At 61.0% G+C, this 17,844-nt stretch carries 12 protein-coding genes; 4 read left to right on the top strand and 8 right to left on the bottom strand.

From position 1 onward, the window contains the following. Positions 1-143 precede the first annotated feature (143 nt). From HMPREF2874_RS08365 to HMPREF2874_RS08340, 6 genes are all read right to left on the bottom strand, one after another. Complete coding sequence (locus tag HMPREF2874_RS08365) at positions 144-1,847, bottom strand: S8 family peptidase (protein ID WP_070649933.1); 1,704 nt, start codon at positions 1,845-1,847, stop codon at positions 144-146. A gap of 656 nt (positions 1,848-2,503) precedes the next feature. After that, a complete protein-coding gene (locus HMPREF2874_RS08360) occupies positions 2,504-4,408 on the bottom strand; it encodes a S8 family serine peptidase (protein ID WP_070649932.1) in 1,905 nt (634 codons plus the stop codon). 704 nt (positions 4,409-5,112) lie between these two features. Beyond that, the gene (gene purM, locus HMPREF2874_RS08355; RefSeq protein ID WP_070649931.1) at positions 5,113-6,258 is read right to left on the bottom strand and encodes a phosphoribosylformylglycinamidine cyclo-ligase; all 1,146 of its coding nucleotides are present in this window, start codon (positions 6,256-6,258) and stop codon (positions 5,113-5,115) included. Next, positions 6,258-8,009, bottom strand: a complete 1,752-nt coding sequence (purF, locus tag HMPREF2874_RS08350) for an amidophosphoribosyltransferase (RefSeq protein ID WP_070649930.1) — start codon at positions 8,007-8,009, stop codon at positions 6,258-6,260. Before purF ends, purM begins: the two co-directional genes overlap by 1 nt. Positions 8,010-8,244: 235 nt before the next feature. Beyond that, the gene (locus HMPREF2874_RS08345) at positions 8,245-8,670 is read right to left on the bottom strand and encodes a sterol carrier family protein (protein WP_141754247.1); all 426 of its coding nucleotides are present in this window, start codon (positions 8,668-8,670) and stop codon (positions 8,245-8,247) included. A 2-nt stretch (positions 8,671-8,672) separates the two neighbouring features. Beyond that, on the bottom strand, positions 8,673-9,782 hold the full coding sequence (locus HMPREF2874_RS08340; RefSeq protein ID WP_070649929.1) for an asparaginase: 1,110 nt from the start codon (positions 9,780-9,782) through the stop codon (positions 8,673-8,675). A gap of 583 nt (positions 9,783-10,365) precedes the next feature. Between HMPREF2874_RS08340 and HMPREF2874_RS09550 the strand changes: the two genes are divergently transcribed. From HMPREF2874_RS09550 to HMPREF2874_RS08325, 3 genes are all read left to right on the top strand, one after another. Beyond that, entirely contained in the window at positions 10,366-10,695 is a 330-nt protein-coding gene (locus tag HMPREF2874_RS09550; protein ID WP_070649928.1) for a hypothetical protein, read from the top strand. 150 nt (positions 10,696-10,845) lie between these two features. Further along, positions 10,846-12,129, top strand: a complete 1,284-nt coding sequence (gene purD, locus HMPREF2874_RS08330; protein ID WP_070649927.1) for a phosphoribosylamine--glycine ligase — start codon at positions 10,846-10,848, stop codon at positions 12,127-12,129. A 267-nt stretch (positions 12,130-12,396) separates the two neighbouring features. Then, positions 12,397-13,323 (top strand): phosphoribosylaminoimidazolesuccinocarboxamide synthase, encoded by a 927-nt coding sequence (locus HMPREF2874_RS08325; RefSeq protein WP_049340964.1) that lies wholly within the window; start codon positions 12,397-12,399, stop codon positions 13,321-13,323. Positions 13,324-13,442: 119 nt separating this feature from the next. Here HMPREF2874_RS08325 and HMPREF2874_RS08320 read toward each other — a convergent pair whose 3' ends face one another. Then, complete coding sequence (locus tag HMPREF2874_RS08320) at positions 13,443-14,345, bottom strand: FadR/GntR family transcriptional regulator (protein ID WP_070649926.1); 903 nt, start codon at positions 14,343-14,345, stop codon at positions 13,443-13,445. Between the two features lie 209 nt (positions 14,346-14,554). Beyond that, on the bottom strand, positions 14,555-16,228 hold the full coding sequence (locus HMPREF2874_RS08315; RefSeq protein WP_070649925.1) for an L-lactate permease: 1,674 nt from the start codon (positions 16,226-16,228) through the stop codon (positions 14,555-14,557). 805 nt (positions 16,229-17,033) lie between these two features. Between HMPREF2874_RS08315 and HMPREF2874_RS08310 the strand changes: the two genes are divergently transcribed. Then, complete coding sequence (locus HMPREF2874_RS08310) at positions 17,034-17,828, top strand: (Fe-S)-binding protein (RefSeq protein ID WP_049331619.1); 795 nt, start codon at positions 17,034-17,036, stop codon at positions 17,826-17,828. Positions 17,829-17,844 lie beyond the last annotated feature (16 nt).

The following is a 17,844-nucleotide window of genomic DNA, read 5'->3' as shown; positions in this document are numbered from 1 at the left end:
AGCTGCAGCACCAAATGCGGCAGCGTTCTGTTCACGCAAAGCCCCCACCGGGACGTACCCGGCGGGGGCTTTGCGGATTGTCATTCTTTGAGGTTTCCCGCGGCTAACGCCGCCGGAAGACTGAGGGGTGAGAGCTCACCGAATTACTGACCGGGAATCAGGCCGTTCGGGGTGATCAGGAACGGCGGGTTGTGATTCGTGGGCGGGTTGGTCACGTAACCGGTGCGAGCCGCACGGGTCGGGTACTTCGGTGCACGCTTGGGCTTGGGGTGCGCCGGGGTGGCGTTCTTGCCCTGCAGGACCTCCAGAGCGCTCGCGGCGTTCGCGATACCCGCGCCGCATGCGTTCACATCGCAGGTCAGCGGCTTTGCGCTCTGCTTGAGGACCTGCTTCGCACGATCGGCGGTCAGCGAGGGGTCCACGGACTTCATCAGGGCGATGATGCCGGCCACCTGGGGAGCCGCCATGGAGGTGCCGTCGTACTCGGTGTAGCCGGCACCGGTGGATACGGTGGTGCCGAGGTCCACGGTAGACATGATGCCGTCACCGGGGGCGCTCACATCAACGATCTTGCCGTAGTTGGAGAAATCGCTGCGCTGACCCTTCTGATTCGTAGAGCCAACCACAATCGAACCGCCGCAGTTTGCGGGGGCAATCTTGGAGGTGTCCTGATCGTCGTTACCGGCGGCAACCACCAGGATGGCACCACGCTTATTCACCTCGGCAATGGCCTTGGAGTAGGTCGCGGGGCAGGTACCCTCGCCACCGAGGGAGAGGTTGATGATCTGGGCGGGGTGGGTGTTGGCGGGCACGCCTTCAACGGTGCCGCCCGCGGCCCACACCATAGCATCCGCGATATCGGAGTCGTAGCCGCCGCACATGCCCAGGGCGCGCAGGGGCAGAATCTTGGCGTTGGGAGCCACGCCCGCGATGCCGCGCTTGTTGTTCATGATTGCGGCGATGGAGCCGGCAACGTGGGTGCCGTGCCAGTTGGACTCGGAGGCCTCAGAGCCAGCGGCGCAGACGCCGGCTTCTTCCCAGTTACCCTGGTCGGTGGGGTCGGCGTCGCGGCCGTTGCCGTCACGGGCGATGGAGGGCTCGGTGATGAAGTCGTAGCCGGGCAGAACGTTCGCGTCGAGGTCCGGGTGCTTGACGATGCCGGAGTCAATCACAGCAACGGTTACGCCGGAGCCCTGGGTGGTGGCCCATGCATCAGGAGCGGAGATGCCCTTAGCGTCGTGTAGGTTCCACTGCTGGGGGTACAGGGTGTCATTCGGGGTGACGGCCGCCTGGTTCTTCGAAGCGCTTGCGGCCTTGGCCAGGGTGCTGGTGGCCTGGCGGCGCGCGCTGGAGCGGCGCATCAGGTCGGGCTCGACGGAGGCGACGGAGGCGTTGGAGCTCAGCGCTGCCATGTACTTCTCCGCCTGCTCTGCGGTGAGCTTGGAAGAAGTGGTCACCACGGTTGCCTTCTGGGAGGTGGTGCGCACGTAGTTGGTTTTGACATTGAGCAGGTCGTCGATCTTCTGCACGTCGGCGGTGATGCCGGAGTAGAGGGAATCGCTCCAGGTGGCAACATGGGTGCCCGCGGGGCTTGCCCAGTTGATGCCGCCGGCGTTCAATGCGTCATCGGTGTAGGTGATGACGAAGCGGTTGAAACCTGCTTTCTGCTGATCGGAGCTGAGGGAGGAGATGGTCGTGTGTGCTGCGGCGCGAGCTGCGTTGCTGGTCTGGGCGGGAGCCGCGAAGGTTGCGGGTGCGCCCAGGGAGGCCACGAGTGCTACGGCGGTTCCCATGCTCAGTGCGACGCGTGCGATGCGGCGCGAGGAGGGATGAGTGGTAAAAGACATCGGGGTCCTTTGCATATGTGAGTGCCGGAAGCGGCAGTTGGTGAGGATGACCCACTCACATAAATGCACTTTTCGGAAAACATTTATATTTCTTTGTATGCCGCGTTGGCAGTGCGGTAACGGAAAGAAAAATGCACATTACTGCATTAATGTGCAATGTTTTCTAAGTCCCTGGAGGAGTTTATTTCGGAAGTGGTTTATGCGGTGAGATATTGCTATCCTAGCACCTTTCCCTCATGGTAAAGCTCCAAAAACCGGGAATGTGGCACAGCTAATGTATTTTTTTTGATTTTGGGATAAAAATAAAGAATTGCCTAGTCAAGACAATATTGAGAGATTGAAGTAAAGATTTAGATATTCCTCATCCCGGCATAAATAGTTGCATAGCAGAATTGATATTTTAGGAATAAAGTATCGCATTATCGCAAACACCATTCCGCCGGGTAGCGCATGAGCACCACCTGATGGCTCGTGACCTGAGTGCGCTGAGAACGCTGAGGGTACCGAGAGCGCGGGGTGTTAGGTTGGGAACGGCAAAGGCGGGGCTCGGTGAGGGATCCTTCACCGAGCCCCGCCTGATGCCCACCCGGGCTCGCGGGATGAAGCGCTTAAAGTGCTCGTCCAGAAGGTAGAGCCCGCCCGATGTGGGGGGGGGCTTAGCTCACCAGGGTGAGCTCGCCGGTCTCACGGGGCTTCTGCACGGGGGAAGTCACCGTGTAGTCCCCATCCTGCTGGGAGTCCCCGTCGTCGCTCAGATCGTTCGCATCCTGCGACTGGGTGCTGGATCCCTCAGAAGAATCTGCGTCGGCCGAGACGGCATCGGGGTTGATGGCCTCTGCGTTATCGTTGGTCATCGTAGCCGGCTCTTCGGCGCTATCCGGGGCCTGCCCGCCCTGAACCTCAACGGAGGTGTCCTGTGCATCAATATCGGACAGGGCCGTGCGGTGGGCGGAGGTAATTACCCTGGAGGTGTAAATGGTGCGCGGGCGGCTAAAGGACATCTTGCCCTGCGCGTCCAGGTTGCCTACGTACTGAGCAATCTTGCGGCTACTGATGATACCGCGTCCGCAGTAGCCCTTGTCGCACTTAATCGGGTTGGCCGCGGCGTTGAAAGCGGAGCTGTAGACCTTCTGGCGGCTGACGTTTGCGCCGTTCACAAACTGCTGAGCCAGGATACCGGACACGTGCGGTGCCGCCATGGAGGTGCCGCTCCTGTAGACGTAGTTGTACTTGCCGTTGGGGCGGTTGATGCTGTCAATACCCAGAGAGAGGATATCGGTACCCGGGGCAGAGACGGTAACGGTCTTGCCGTAGTTCGAGTCCGATGCGCGGGTGCCATTCTTGGTGCTGTTACCCACCGCGATGACGCCCTTGCAATTGGCCGGAGCAAACTGCGAGGCATCAATCCCGGCGTTGCCGGCGGCTGCGACCACGATAGCGCCCCTAGAGAGCGCGAAATTAATGGCCTTCTGGTAGGCGTTGGGGCATGCTCGAACGCCGCCCAGGGACAGGTTGATAATCTGTGCGGGATGCTTATTATCGGGAACGCCGTTGATGTGACCGCCCGCCGCCCACATGATGGCGTCGGCGATGTCCGAGGTCTGACCACCGCATCGACCGAGCACGCGAATCGGCTGGATGGCGGCCAAGTCAGAGACACCCGCAATACCCTGGCGGTTCTGGCCGCGTGCGGCGATGATGCCGGCAACGTGCGTGCCGTGCCAGGTTGAAATCTGCGCGTCCTGCATGTCGCCGCAGAGGTTGAAGGGAGCCTGATCGCCCTCGTCAGTGGGGTCGGCGTCGCGGCCATTGCCGTCGCGGCCGCTCACCGGATTGCTAATGAAGTCGTAACCCGGCACTAGAGAGTGGATGAGCTCGGGGTGGCGGGTGTAACCGGTATCAATCACCGCAACGGTCGTCTTCAGGCCGCGATACAGGCGCGCGTTGCCGGTGTTGCCGATGCCGACGGTGGGGTTGGTGAGGTTCCACTGCTTGGAGTACAGGGGGTCGTTGAAGACGAAGGTGCTTTCGACCGCCGGGTAGTTGACGTAGTCGGGCTCCACGGAGGCCACGTTGGGGTTGGAAGCCAAGCGGTCCATGAACTCCTGGGCCTGCTGCTTGTCCAGTTTCTTGGAGGTCTGGACAATTGCGTCGTTGGAGGTGGTGGTGCGGACAACCCCGCCGCTGGTTTCGAGGGAAGCCGCGGAGGAGTCGATGGTCTGTTGGATGCCGCTGTCCAGGTCACCGGGGGTTACTCCTCCGGCCACCTCGGCATCTCCGCTACGCTCCTCGGCTCGCTGCTTTGCATCGTCGGTGTAGGTAACGATGAACTGGTCAAACTTCTGCTGGGGAAGGGAACCGGGAGCAGCACTTCGCGGAGCACCCTGGGGCGATCCCGCGTTGGTGGGAACGCTAAAGGGGGAGGCAGGAGCGGCAGCCTCGGCCTGGTCGGCCTGAGTGGCATCCTCGTGGGGCGCCTGCGCAAGGGCTGCAGGAAGGTTGCCGCCGAAGATGAGGGAGCCTGTGGCCAGCAGGGCGAGGCCTGCGCGGAAGGGTTTCATGACGGTGGGATGGTTGGCTCTGTGTGACGCTGTGGAGTGGCCAGCTGAGGGCACGGGCCAGTGGAGCTTCATGAGAAATCTCCTGATGAGTTGAGAGTACGCGGATAGTGTGGTGTGTACCGGAGCCGTTCTGCGTTTTTCGTCTACGGCTAGGTATTGCTAAGCGACGTAAACCGAGGAACGCAGGAAAAGATTTTCCGTCGATGCGCTAAGAAGCATGGAATCGCGCATATCTTTTGGATGGCGTATAAAGGTACCTCATTAAGCTATCACCTAAAGAAGAGATTGAGGTATATCTCTACTATATTTTTTATATCAAGATGTGAGTTTTTCCTTGTGGAATGGAATAGCCTGCCCGCGGCTGAAGGAATTCTGAGCTTAAGGTTGAAAGTTAAGCGCTCAATAGGTGGGTGGTGCAGTCCCGATTCGAACCCGGGTGCTTATTAGCACTATAGTGTAAGCACTTTAATGCAGAGAAAATGTTCTTGTCATTAAAATAAAGAGAATTAAAAGAACGTGAATTAAAACTAAGAGTGCCTCGAAAATAAGGGGGGGGGGATTCCCAGGGGAAGCCAAAATGGTGGAATACCCAAAGTACAGGAGACCCAAAGTACAGGAGGGTCCGGTACGCAGAGGGCCGGGGTGGTCCCACACGAGTGGAGCCACCCCGGCCCTTTGGTACGGTCTCATGACCGCTCAGTACGTTAGGAGGCGTAGGAGCCCAGCAGGCGAACCGCGCCGCCATCCACGCCCTTAGCGCCCTGAATGTAGTCGGCGCTATTGGGCTCGGAGTCACCAGCAGCCACAACATCGCCCATAATCCAGGCGGGGATACCGCGGTCGTTCAGGCGCTTGGTAGCTGCCTCAGCCACGGAGGGGTCAACGATAGCGATCATGCCCACGCCCAGGTTCAGGGTACGCTCCAGGTCGGCCAGCGGCACGTTGCCCAGCGAACCAATCAGGGAGAAGATGGCGGGAATCTGCCAGGTGGAGCGGTCCACGCGACCCTCCAGGCCCTGGGGCAGCACGCGTGCCAGGTTAGCGGCCAGGCCGCCACCGGTCACGTGAGAGAAGCCACGCACACCGCTACCGGTGGTGCCGTCCTCGCCGTTGACGGGGAATGCCGCCGCCAGATCCAGGCAGTCCGCCGCGTACACGCGGGTGGGCTCGAGTAGCTCCTCACCGATGGTGCGACCCAGCTCGTCCACCTGGCGCTCCAGGCCCCAGCCGGCTACGTTCAGGACCTTGCGGACCAGGGAGTAGCCGTTGGAGTGAATACCGGAGGACGCCATGGCAATCAGCACGTCACCCTCGCGCACGCGGTCCGGGCCGAGCAACTCGTCCGCTTCAACCAGACCGGTTGCCGCGCCCGCAACGTCGTACTCGTCTTCTGCGAGCAGGCCGGGGTGCTCAGCGGTTTCGCCGCCGACCAGGGCGGTACCGGCCTGGGCGCACGCACCCGCAATACCGCGCACGATATCGGCGATGCGCTCGGGAACGACCTTGCCGGTGGCAATGTAGTCGGTCATGAACAGGGGCTTGGCGCCGCAGACCACGATATCGTCTACAACCATGCCAACCAGGTCGTAACCGATAGTGTCGTGAATATCCAGGGCCTGAGCAATGGCAACCTTGGTGCCCACGCCGTCGGTGGAGGTGGCCAGGTAGGGCTTGCGGTACTTGACGAGCTCGGAGACGTCGTACAGGCCCGCGAAGCCGCCCACGCCGCCAACAACGGAGGAGTTGTGGGTTGCCTTGATGGCGTCCTTCATCAGCTCGACGGCGCGATCGCCGGCCTCAACGTCAACACCTGCGCTCGCGTAGGTTACGGTGGTGGGGTTCTCGCTCATTAGGATTCCTTCGGGGTAGTGGTGGCGGAGGAGTTGGCGGGAGTGCGGTCCGCCTCGGTCAGCAGGCCCTCAAGATCGGCGTCGGGGCCGGGGTTGCACATGCCCATGCCGGGGTCGTCATCGGAGACCTTTACGGTGGAGGGGTCGAACTTCGTCTCGAGGGTTTCGGTGCCTTCGCGGGTGTCAATCGAAACGGCCTCGGCGTGTTCGGGCTTGGCCGGGACGGCGCGCTCGACGGTCACCTCGGCGGCCTTACCGGCCAGCGGGCCACCCTTGCCCTTCTCCTCGGAATCGAAGAGGGACTTGCCTCGGCGCTCTTCGCTGGGCAACTCGATGGGGTACTTGCCGGTGAAGCAGGCGGTACACATGTTTTCGGCGGGCTGCTCGGTGGCGGCCATCATGCCTTCCTCGGAAATGAAGCCGAGCGAGTCGGCGCCGAGGGAGGAGGCAATCTCATCCACTGACAGTCCGTTCGCAATCAGCTCGGCGCGGGAGGCGAAGTCGATGCCGTAGAAGCAGGGCCACTTCACGGGCGGCGAGGAGATGCGCACGTGCACTTCCTTCGCGCCGGCCTCGCGGAGCATGCGCACGAGGGCGCGCTGGGTGTTACCGCGAACGATGGAATCGTCGATGACGATAAGGCGCTTGCCCGCCACGACGGACTTGAGCGGGTTGAGCTTCAAACGGATGCCGAGCTGGCGGATGGTCTGCGAGGGCTGGATGAAGGTTCGGCCCACGTACGCGTTCTTGACCAGGCCGTTGCCGTAGGGAATGCCGGATTCTTCGGCGTAACCAATTGCGGCGGGAACACCGGATTCGGGGGTGGGCATGACCAGGTCGGCCTCAACCGCGTGCTCGCGGGCCAGCTGACGGCCCATCTCAACGCGGGATTCGTAGACGCTGCGACCGGCGATGGAGGTGTCAGGGCGGGCCAGGTAAACGTACTCGAAGACGCAGCCGGCGGGCTTGGCCTCCGCGAAGCGCTGGGAGCGCAGGCCGTTTTCGTCAATGGTGATGAACTCGCCGGGCTCAACTTCGCGAACGAAGGAGGCACCAACGATGTCGAGGGCCGCGGTCTCGGAGGCAACAACCCAACCGCGCTCCAAGCGACCGAGCACGAGCGGGCGAACGCCCTGGGGGTCGCGTGCGGCGTAGAGGGTGTGCTCATCCATGAAGGTGAGGCAGAAGGCACCGCGCAGGGTCGGCAGCAGGTCGAGGGCCGCCTCTTCGAGGGAACCGAAGTCGTGCTCCGCCAGCAGCGCGGTGATCAGTGCGGTGTCGGTGGTGTTACCCTGTGCCAGCTCGCCGTGCTTGGGCGGCTTGCCGCCGTTCTTTTCGAGCACACGCTCGTAGAGGTCTGCAGAGTTGGTGAGGTTACCGTTGTGGGCCAGGCAGAGCGTGCCGTGCGGGGTGGTGCCGAGGGTGGGCTGTGCGTTAGCCCAGTGGGATGCGCCGGTGGTGGAGTATCGGGCGTGGCCGATAGCGTGGTCACCGGGCATGGAGCTGAGCGTTGCTTCGTCAAAGACCTGGGAGACGAGGCCCATGTCCTTGTACACGTGGATGCGTTTGCCGTTACTGGTTGCGATACCTGCTGATTCCTGGCCGCGGTGCTGGAGCGCGTACAGGCCGTAGTAGGTTAGCTTTGCCACGTCCTCGCCGGGAGCCCAGACGCCGAAGACGCCGCAGGCGTCCTTGGGGCCGTGGTCAATCGGATCGAGGTCGTGAGTGAGTTTTCCGTCGGGGCGAATCAAGTCACTTCTTTTCGACGTTGGGACTGCGGATGCGTCTGCGCGGGTGCGAGACGGATGTGTGTTTCTGCGCTCGTACCTGCCTGTATGTGCGATGGCATACAACAGACCCTTAAAAGTGTACCGGGTTTCGGCGTGGATGTGGTGAAGGATACGCTAAATACCCCGGTATGGACATCTCAACGCAGGCCACGGAAGCCGGGTAAAACCGTGCGGATTAGCGGGAACGAACGCGAGCCTAGAAGAGCGGTAGCAGACCGGAGAGGTTGCTGCGTTCGCCGGAGGCATCGAGCGCACCGGCTGCCACGGCGCGATCCCACGGGCAGACGCCCAGCACGAGCGCCGCCCAGACAGCCGGTGAGGTCTCTACGACCGAGGGTGGGGTACCTCGCGTGTGGCGGGGGCCGGCCACGCACTGGGTGACTCCCAGCGGGGGCACGCGCACCTCCACGCTATTGCCGGGGGCGAGGGTTGCCAGCTCTTCCAGAGTGAAGCGCACGAAGGTCGCACGCACCGAACGGGGGAGCGCGGCAAACGCCTGTTCTATTTCGACGGGTACGAGTGCGGTCTCGGAAGGCTCAGAATCAAAGGAAGCGAAGAGCGCGCGCACCTCGCGGACCGCCGCCATGCCCGCCTCCTCGCTCGTCTTGCGTCGAATGGCCACGGCTACTTTCCCTCCGGGGCTTCAGTAAAAAGCTCCTCGTGCACGCGAATCTCGCCCACCACAACCGGCTTGCCGTCCACGTAGCCACCGGTCACCGGGCGAACCACCAGCGCGAGTAGGCGCTCGCATTCCTCGGTGCTCAGGTAGCCGCCAGCAACGAGAGCACGCAGAGCCACGGCGTACATGGCGCGGTGCGAACCGTCGCTCATCTTCACCACCACGGAAGCGCCCGAACGCAGACCAATGCAGAGAACACCCTCCGCGCCGCCCTTGACGATTGCGTCGAGCTCTTCGCTGAGCACGGTGTCGGGGGAGCCGGGCGCCTGAATCAGCTCGGGGTAATCCACCATGGCGGTCGCGACCGTGGAGGCGCGCGCATCCGCCCCGAGGTTGCGGATTGCCGCACCGAGGGTCGAGTAGGCGCGTGCGGCACCGGCCAGGGAGACGGCGTGCACGGGCGCACCGCAGCCGTCAACGCCGATTGCGGCTACGGGCTCGCCGGTGAACGCCTCAATTTCTTCGGTGATGACCTGCTGCAGCGGGTGGGCGGGGTCGAGGTAGTTGTGCAGAGTCCAGTTCTGCGAGCCCTCTTCGAGATCGCCGCGCTCAAGCTTGGCGGTGCATGCCCACAGGAATGCGGCGTGCTTGCCGGAGCAGGGGTGCGCCAGGGCAGTAGCGGCAAGGTTCGCCTGAACCATAGCCTGGCGTGCCTGCTTGTCGGAGGGGAGCGTGGGCTTGAGCGCCAGGTTCGCCGGGGTGAGCGGGTTGGTTTCGGTGCTGCCCTGGGTGAGTACGTCCTGTACAGCGCGCATCTGCTCGAAGGTGCCGCGGTGCGAGCCGCAGGCGATGGCGACCTGGGAGCCGCGCAGGGGTGCGCCCGCTTTCATGGATCCGATGGCCTGCAGCGGTTTGGCGGCGGAGCGCAGGTAGAAGGGTTCGTGAATGTCGCCGAGGGCAAGCTGCACATCGCCGTCGGGGCCTAGCAGGATGAGGCGGCCGCGGTGGCGTGCCTCAATGAAGTTGTTGCGGGTGAGCTGCGCGAGTTCTACGTCGAAGGCGCTGCTGTGGTCGGTGGTGTGAGTGGTTGCCTGTGGGGTGGTGCTGTTGGTCATTCTTCTAGTTTAAACTGGGTGCGCGGCTTGACCCTATTTGTGTCTGGTGGCGCGGAGCTAGGGTGGGCTGGCGCGGTCGAGGGAGAGCCGTGTGAAGAGATTCACGTTTACTGCGAGTTGAAGTTATGAGTAACTCATTTTTATAATTGAAGGGTGCTCAAGCGCAACGGGTAAGACTAAGGTAAGTGAGCGAGGCACAGCCCGCACGAACCGAAAAACCCAGCACCGCATAGGACCGACCACGATTGACGCCCGACGAACCATTCCGGCGCCTCGACGTACCGCCTCATGAATATGGCGATGACCAAGGCAGCGGCAGATGAGCAAAACCCCACCCCGTCAATCGATGAGCTATGAGTGTATCCACGGTTCACCATCTCTGACATGCCCCAATATGCAGTCTGAGAACGGGCGTATGTATCCAGTTAGGAAATTGATGCGGTCCCGGGGTCCTATATCTAGGCGAAACTAGCCAGGCACAACTAGTCAGGCGCGTCCCGGTACGAGTATGCATCCTTAATGCCCCTTACCCCTCAACTCACTCTTGATTGGTGAGCGGCAAACCATGTAAAGGAGTACATCCATGGCAAAGCAAAACAACACCTCCGCACAGAACACCTCCCACAAGGGCGGCGTGGGCGCAGATTCCGAATTCCACGCAAAGTTCTTCCCCATCCTGGCTCGCGTTGCTTCTGTGACCGCAGTGCTCATGTACGTCTTCTACTTCCCGCAGATTATCGGTAACCTGAACGGTCACAAGGGTGACTGGATCCAGCCCCTGGTCGCTGCCGTGAACTGCACCCTGTGGGTTCTGTACGGTCTGTGGCGCCCCAAGAAGGATGTTCCGATTATCATTGCGAACGCTCCCGGTATTCTTTTCGGCGGCCTGGCTTCTATTACCGCCCTCATCTAAGGCTTTAGCTTGATTCGGTAGCTTCGGTTACCGCGCTGTGCGGCTCTTCTCTAGCGTGCATTCTTGCGAATGTGCCGCTACATGAGAAGAGCCGCATTTTTAGTGAGCCCAGCTCACATTTTTAGAGTGATACCGGGTACCCTGAATAGCATGAAGGTTTTGGTACTGGGCCCCGGCGGCCGCGAACACGCAATTATTCGAGCGCTTCTGCGCGATCCTGAGGTGACTGAGGTACACAGCGCCCCCGGCAACGCCGGTATTGCTCAGGATGTTCCCGTCCACGCAATTGATGCGAATGATCCCGCCCAGGCAACTGCCCTGGCACGCGAACTGAACGCCGACCTGGTCGTTATTGGCCCGGAGGCGCCGCTGGTCGCAGGTGTTTCTGACGCACTGCGTGAGGCGGGTTTTGACGTTTTCGGCCCCTCCGCGGCTGCCGCTCAGCTGGAGGGTTCCAAGGCCTTCGCGAAGAAGGTCATGGAAGAGGCCTCCGTACCGACCGCGCGTGCCCACGAGGCACGCACCCTCCCCGAGGCTGAGGCCGCCCTGGACGAGTTCGGCTCCCCCTACGTGGTCAAGGATGACGGCCTGGCTGCCGGTAAGGGCGTTGTGGTGACCGAGGACCGCGCCGTAGCGGTTGAGCACGCGCGCGCCTGCTTCGAGGCCGGCGGCTCCGTAGTCATCGAGGAATACCTGGATGGCCCCGAGGTGTCCCTCTTCGTCATCTCCGACGGTAAGAACGTTCTGCCGCTGTCCCCGGCCCAGGACTTCAAGCGCATTTTCGACAACGACGAGGGCCCGAACACCGGTGGTATGGGCGCCTACACCCCGCTTCCCTGGCTGCCCGAGGGCTTCGTGCAGGAGGTCGTGGAGAAGGTTGCCCGCCCGACCGTAGCGCGCATGGCTGAGCGCGGCACCCCGTTCGTGGGCGTGCTCTTCTGCGGCCTGGCTGTGACCAACCGCGGCGTGCGCGTTATCGAGTTCAACGCCCGCTTTGGCGACCCCGAAACCCAGGCGGTTCTGGCGCGTCTGCGCACCCCGCTGGGTCAGCTGCTGCGCGCGGCTGCTCGCGGCGAGATTTCTGAGAGTACCGAGCTGGATTGGGATCCCCGCACCGCGGTTGACGTGGTTATGGCTGCTGAGAACTACCCGGACACTCCCCGCAAGGGTGACGCTATCTCCGGCCTGGATAAGGCGAACGCCCTGGAGGGCGTGCACGTGATTCACGCGGGCACCGTGGTTTCCGGCGAGGAAATCCACACCGCCGGCGGCCGCGTGCTGGCCGTCGTGGCGCTCGGTGAGAACCTGGGCGCCGCCCGCGACGCCGCCTACGAGGGTGTTCGCGCTATCTCTTGGGCTGGCGCGCAGTACCGCACCGATATTGCGCTGAAGGCCGTGGAGAACCGCATCCACATTCCCGCCCCGCGCGACTAAAACCTAAGGTGACCGGCTTCCCCGCTTGAGGGTGGGGGAGCCGGTCGCTTCTTTGCCACTCGCTTCTTTATTCCTCGCCGCCTCAGCTTTTCCCGGGTTCATTTCCTCAGCTCGGGGTGCTGTCGGCGGCGACCGGGGCAGGTTGGGCTCTCAAGATTGTGCCGTATTGATGACTGATGGCACTATCGGGAGCCGCGCCTGTCGCGGTATTGTAATTACACAGACTTTTTGCATCCACATCACACCACCTCATCAGGAGAAATTCTCATGACTTCTCGTTCTAACCCCGTGGAAATTCCGGGCTGGACTCACATTTATTCCGGTAAGGTCCGCGACCTGTACGTTCCGAATGAGGAACGTTTTGACGCTACCGGCTTGACCGTCAATGATGACGCTGAGCTCCGTGCCGGTTCGGTCATGGTTGTTGCCTCGGACCGTATTAGCGCTTTTGACCGTATTCTGCCCACCGAGATCCCGGATAAGGGCAAGATTCTGACTCAGATGTCCCTGTGGTGGTTTGAACAGCTTAAGCAGGTTCCGAACCACGTGCTGTCCACTGACGTTCCGGATGTTGTGGCTGGTCGCGCGATGATTTGCCGCTCCCTGAACATGTTCCCGGTGGAATGCATTGTGCGCGGTTACCTGACCGGTTCGGGTTTGGCTGTGTACAACGAGACCGGTGAGATTGCTGGTGTGAAGCTGCCTGCGGGCTTGGTGGATGGTTCCCGCCTGGAGACCCCGATTTTCACTCCGACCGGTAAGGCTGAGGTGGGTGAGCATGATGAGCTGGTGACCCGTGAGGAGCTGTACGCTGAGGTGGGTCAGCCGGTGGGCGAGCGCCTGGAGGAGCTGAGCCTGAGCCTGTACACCACTGCGGAGAAGATTGCTCGCGAGCAGGGCATTATTCTGGCGGATACCAAGATGGAGTTCGGTACTGATTCGTACCGCGGCGAGATTACTCTGGGTGATGAGGTGCTGACCCCGGATTCTTCGCGTTTCTGGGACGCTCAGCAGTACGAGCCGGGTCATGCCCAGCCGAGCTTTGATAAGCAGTATGTGCGTGACTGGCTACGTTCCCCGGAGGCGGGTTGGGACGGTTCGGATAACGTGCCGCACCTGCCTGAGGAGGTTGTGGAGAAGACTCGTGCCCGTTACGTTGAGGCGTATGAGCGTCTGACCGGCACGAAGTTCTAAACTCAATATTTCGGGCCGAAATAAGTCTTTGAGATAGCTAAAGGGCGGTGCCCCGGAAGGTCATTCTTCCGGGGCACCGCCCTTTAGCTATATGGGTTTATGCGGTTGAGGGGCGAAGCCTAGCCGGCGTGAACGTCTTCATCGTGTACGTTCTCGTGGCACAAATCCTCGTGCAGAATATCCCGCGCCGGATGCTGCCGCGCCCGCTCCTCCGCAGCACGATCAGACAGCGAATAGAACCACGTAATATGCTCGCACACCCGCTCATAGGCGGCCTGCTCATCGTGCGAAGTGATCGCCTCAATAATGCCGTAATGCTGCTCCTGCAACGTGCGCTTGACCGCCTCCCAATCCTTCAGGAAAGGAACCGCCTCCTGCACATAACTCATCGTTGCCATGTGCAGGGAGTCAATGACCGTATCAAGCACAATATTGCCGCCGAGCTTCGACAGTTCATAGTGAAAACGCGTATCGCAGAAATGGAAACGCTCATCACTAATCTGCTCATCCATCTCCGTAAGGTGCACGCGCGCCCGCTCCAACGCCGCTTCACGCTCCGGGGAATCCGGTGCAACCGCCGCCGCACGGGCGGCAGGGCCTTCCAGCAGCAGGCGGGTTGAGACAACGTCCTTCACCGGCAGGCTACGGGTCGCAATGTGCATGCGCAGCGCCCAGCTGAGCGCATCCGAAGGCTCCGAAATGATGATTGCACCCGACTTCGGGCCCGAACCCGTGCTCGAGCGAATCAGACCCAGCGCATTTAGAACCCGCAGCCCCTCACGCACCGAGGGGCGGGAAATGCCGTACCGCGCCGCCAGCTCACGCTCGGAGGGGAGCTTATCGCCCACGCGTAGCTCACCCAGACGCAGGCGACGCTCAAAAGTCTCCAGAACGATGCTGTAGCTGCGGTCCTTCAGTATTGGTTCATGAGCGTGGAGCCGCGCAGGCTGAACCGGCTTGGACGCTGTCGCATCGGATGGGGAGGCACCGGGCCGAAGGTCATCCTGAGAAGTCTGCGGCATGAAATCTCCTAATAACGAGGGGGAGTATGGAAGAGCGGAAGCTCCGAGCGGCTGAAGCGAAGTGAAGGGAAGCCGAGGGACAAAGAAAGCGGGGCGGCAGAACCGAGAAGGTTCGCCGCCCCGCCGTGGCCACCGGAAAATACCGGGGCGAATGTCCTACGGCCCTTGAGGCTTTCACCTCAAGAACTCTCTAAGGGGTGAGCCTCAGATTAGGGAACCAGGAAGGACAGAACGTTGGTCTGCAGGAAGACCAGGACGCAGACGAACAGGAGCATAGCGAAGGACCAGGGGAGGACAGCCTTGAGGATGTCGGATTCCTTGCCTTCCATGTCCACGGAGGTAGCAGCAATAGCCAGCGACTGCGGGGAGATCATCTTACCGACCACACCACCGGTGGTGTTAGCAGCCAGCATGAGCTCGGGGGTTGCGCCGTGGATACCTGCGTGCTGCAGGTTCTCAGCAGCAGACACCTGCAGCTTGGAGAACAGTGCGTTCGCACTGGTGTCCGAACCGGTCACAGCGGTACCGATCCAGCCCAGAGCCGGTGCGAGGAACGCGTAGACGGTGCCCAGGCCTGCCAGGAAGGTACCCATAGCAATGGTCTGACCAGAGAAGTTCATGACGTATGCCAGTGCCAGAACCGAAGCAATGGTCAGGATGGACCAACGCATGCGGTAGACAACGGAACCGAACTCGGTGAAGATTGCCGGGAACTTGAAGGCGTAGCGGCCCTTCTCGTTGAAGAAGAAGTAGACCACAGCAACAACCAGACCGGAGATGATCAGCAGGGTGCCGGGGTTGGACATCCACGCGAAGTTGTAGACTGCATCCTTGACGGGCTTGCCGTCAGCGGTGACGAGGCGGGAGCTCAGAGCCTGGATGTCGATCTTGAGGACGAAGCTCTTCAGCCATGCCTTCAGGCCAGCGTGCAGGTTAGCAACACCGAAGATTGCAACGACGATGACGTAGGGCAGCAGTGCCATCCAGACGCGAACGGCGGGCAGAGCTTCCTTCTCTTCAGCCTGTGCGGGCAGGCCGTAGCGTTCACGAACGCCCTCGACGCCGCGCGGCTTCCAGAACTGCAGGAAGATAACAGCAACACCCATGGAGACGATGCAAGCAACAACGTCGGTCAGGTTGAACGCGGGGGTAGCAGCGGTGACCCACTGGGTAATTGCGAAGGAAACACCGATGATCAGTGCGGGCAGCCAAGCGTCCTTCAGGCCCTTCATACCGTCGAGGATGACGAGCAGGATGAGCGGAACGAGCATTGCCAGGAACGGAGCCTGGTGACCAACGATGGTTGCGATAACGTGTGCGTCCTTGCCGCCGACGTCAGCTGCGGTGGTAATCGGGACAGCAACTGCGCCGAATGCCACGGGTGCGGTGTTAGCGAGCAGAACGGTAATAGCAGCCTTGAGGGGCTTAACGCCCAGGGCGAGAATCATGGTTGCGGTAATTGCAACGGGAGCGCCGAAGCCAGCCAGTGCCTCGAGCAGACCGCCGAAGCAGAATGCGATGAGGATAGCCTGGATGCGCAGGTCGCCGCCGCCGAGGCGGTCGAAGACGCGGCGCAGGTCTTCAAAGCGGCCGGAGAGAACGGTGAGCTGGTAGAACCAGATTGCACCGAGGATAACCCAGCAGATGACCAGGCCGTAGATGCCACCGCGGACGGCGCTCAGACCGGCGAGGTCAGCGGGCATGTGGAAGCCCAGGACTGCTACGAGGATGGATGCTGCCAGTGCCACGAGTGCGGACCAGTGAGCGCGTGCCTTAACGCCCAGTAGCATCACAAAGAAGGTGAGGAGGGGAATGGTTGCCACGAGCGCGCTGAGGCCGAGGCTACCTCCCACTGCATTGGTTACAGCGGTATAAGTTTCCACTGGAACTCCTTTGGTTCAGGGTGTGTCTTGTGTATGGTCTGACCATTTAACGGTGCGTGAGCGAACGGATCTTTGTTCTCTCGCGGGGGATGTGGTCAGACCATTCATCGCATGTATAAAACCATACCCGACGTATTGCTGTTTCACCAAAAGCACACAGCTTCGTTACGGGTCGTCGAGCGGGTCGGGCTCGAAATTTTTCTGTGAATTTGCCGCTATATTGCGGCGCTGATAGTTAATTCCAGGTTCTGACACACAACTCGCGAGACCGACCTAAGGGTACCCATTTCTGTACGTCAGGGAATCGAATGTGACGCGGGAAAAATGCACACCGATTGTTGGTTTCGTGAAAAATAATGCCTCTAAAACATTGAAAGAAAGGGGGTTTGTGCCTATTTTCCGCGAATTCTCACATTGCATATCTGCGTTTGATGAGCGTTCAAATACGCTCCGGCGAGATGCTCTGATTCGCGATTCAAGAAGAGATGGGGTCACATATACCGGAAGGTAAGAAAGTGTACCTTAGAGTCAGGATGACCTAACCCTTTATTTAACAAGGAAAGTATGCCCTATTCCGAGTAGAGAAAAGAAACGTAACAGTGTTAAATAGCAAGGACTAGATAAGACATCACCACGGTTTCTGATCCCACCGCATCCCACCTCCACTTGGGGCGTGCACCGTCTGTTCGTGCTTATGGGTATCCCACCAACGGCCCGGCAAAGTACGCAGAACAATGCTCCGCCTGCCCCAGACGCAGGCGGTGAGACCGAGAAACTCTGAATACAGAGGAAAGGACGGCAAGTCATGCGTATTGCACTCTTCTCCACGTGCATTGTTGACGGCATGTACCCCCGCGTAGCTCGCGCCACCGTCGAAATTCTTGAGCGCCTGGGCCACGAGGTTGTCTTCCCCCCGAACCAGACCTGTTGCTCCCAGATGCACGTCAACTCGGGTTACTTCGATGACGGCTACGAAATTATCAAGAACCACGTCGAGGCCTTCGACTCCTGGGACTGGGATGTGGCCGTTGCCCCCTCGGGTTCCTGCGTTGCCTCCCTGCGCGACCAGCAGGCTATGGTAGCCCGCAGCCGCGGCGATGAGGCCCTGGCTCTGAAGGCTGAGCAGATTGCCTCTCGCACCTTCGAGCTCTCCCAGCTGCTGATTGACGTCCTCGGCATCACTAACGCAGCCGAGCAGCTCGGCTCCTACTTCCCCGAGCACGTCACCTACCACAGCTCCTGCCACGGTATGCGTCTGCTCCGCCTGGGCACCCGCCAGCAGGACCTGGTCCGCACCGTTGAGGGTATCAAGTACACCCAGATTGAGGGCATGGACCAGTGCTGCGGCTTCGGCGGTACCTTCTCCTTCAAGAACCCCGATGTTTCCGGCGCCATGGTCAACGACAAGGCCGACAACGTCGAGGCAACCGGCGCATCCATCTGCACCGGTGGTGACTGCTCCTGCCTCATGAACATCGGTGGTGCGCTCTCGCGCCGCGGCTCCGACGTGAAGACCATTCACTTCGCTGAGATCCTCGCCTCCACCAAGGAAAACCCGCTCAAGATTGACTCGAAGAACATCGAGCTCTCAATCGCCTAAGGAAAGACAAGACCTC

Source organism: Rothia sp. HMSC068F09, from assembly GCF_001812775.1.
Taxonomy (GTDB): domain Bacteria; phylum Actinomycetota; class Actinomycetes; order Actinomycetales; family Micrococcaceae; genus Rothia; species Rothia mucilaginosa_A.
Note: the sequence above shows the minus strand (reverse complement) of the source record. Positions and strands in the feature narration are given on the sequence as shown.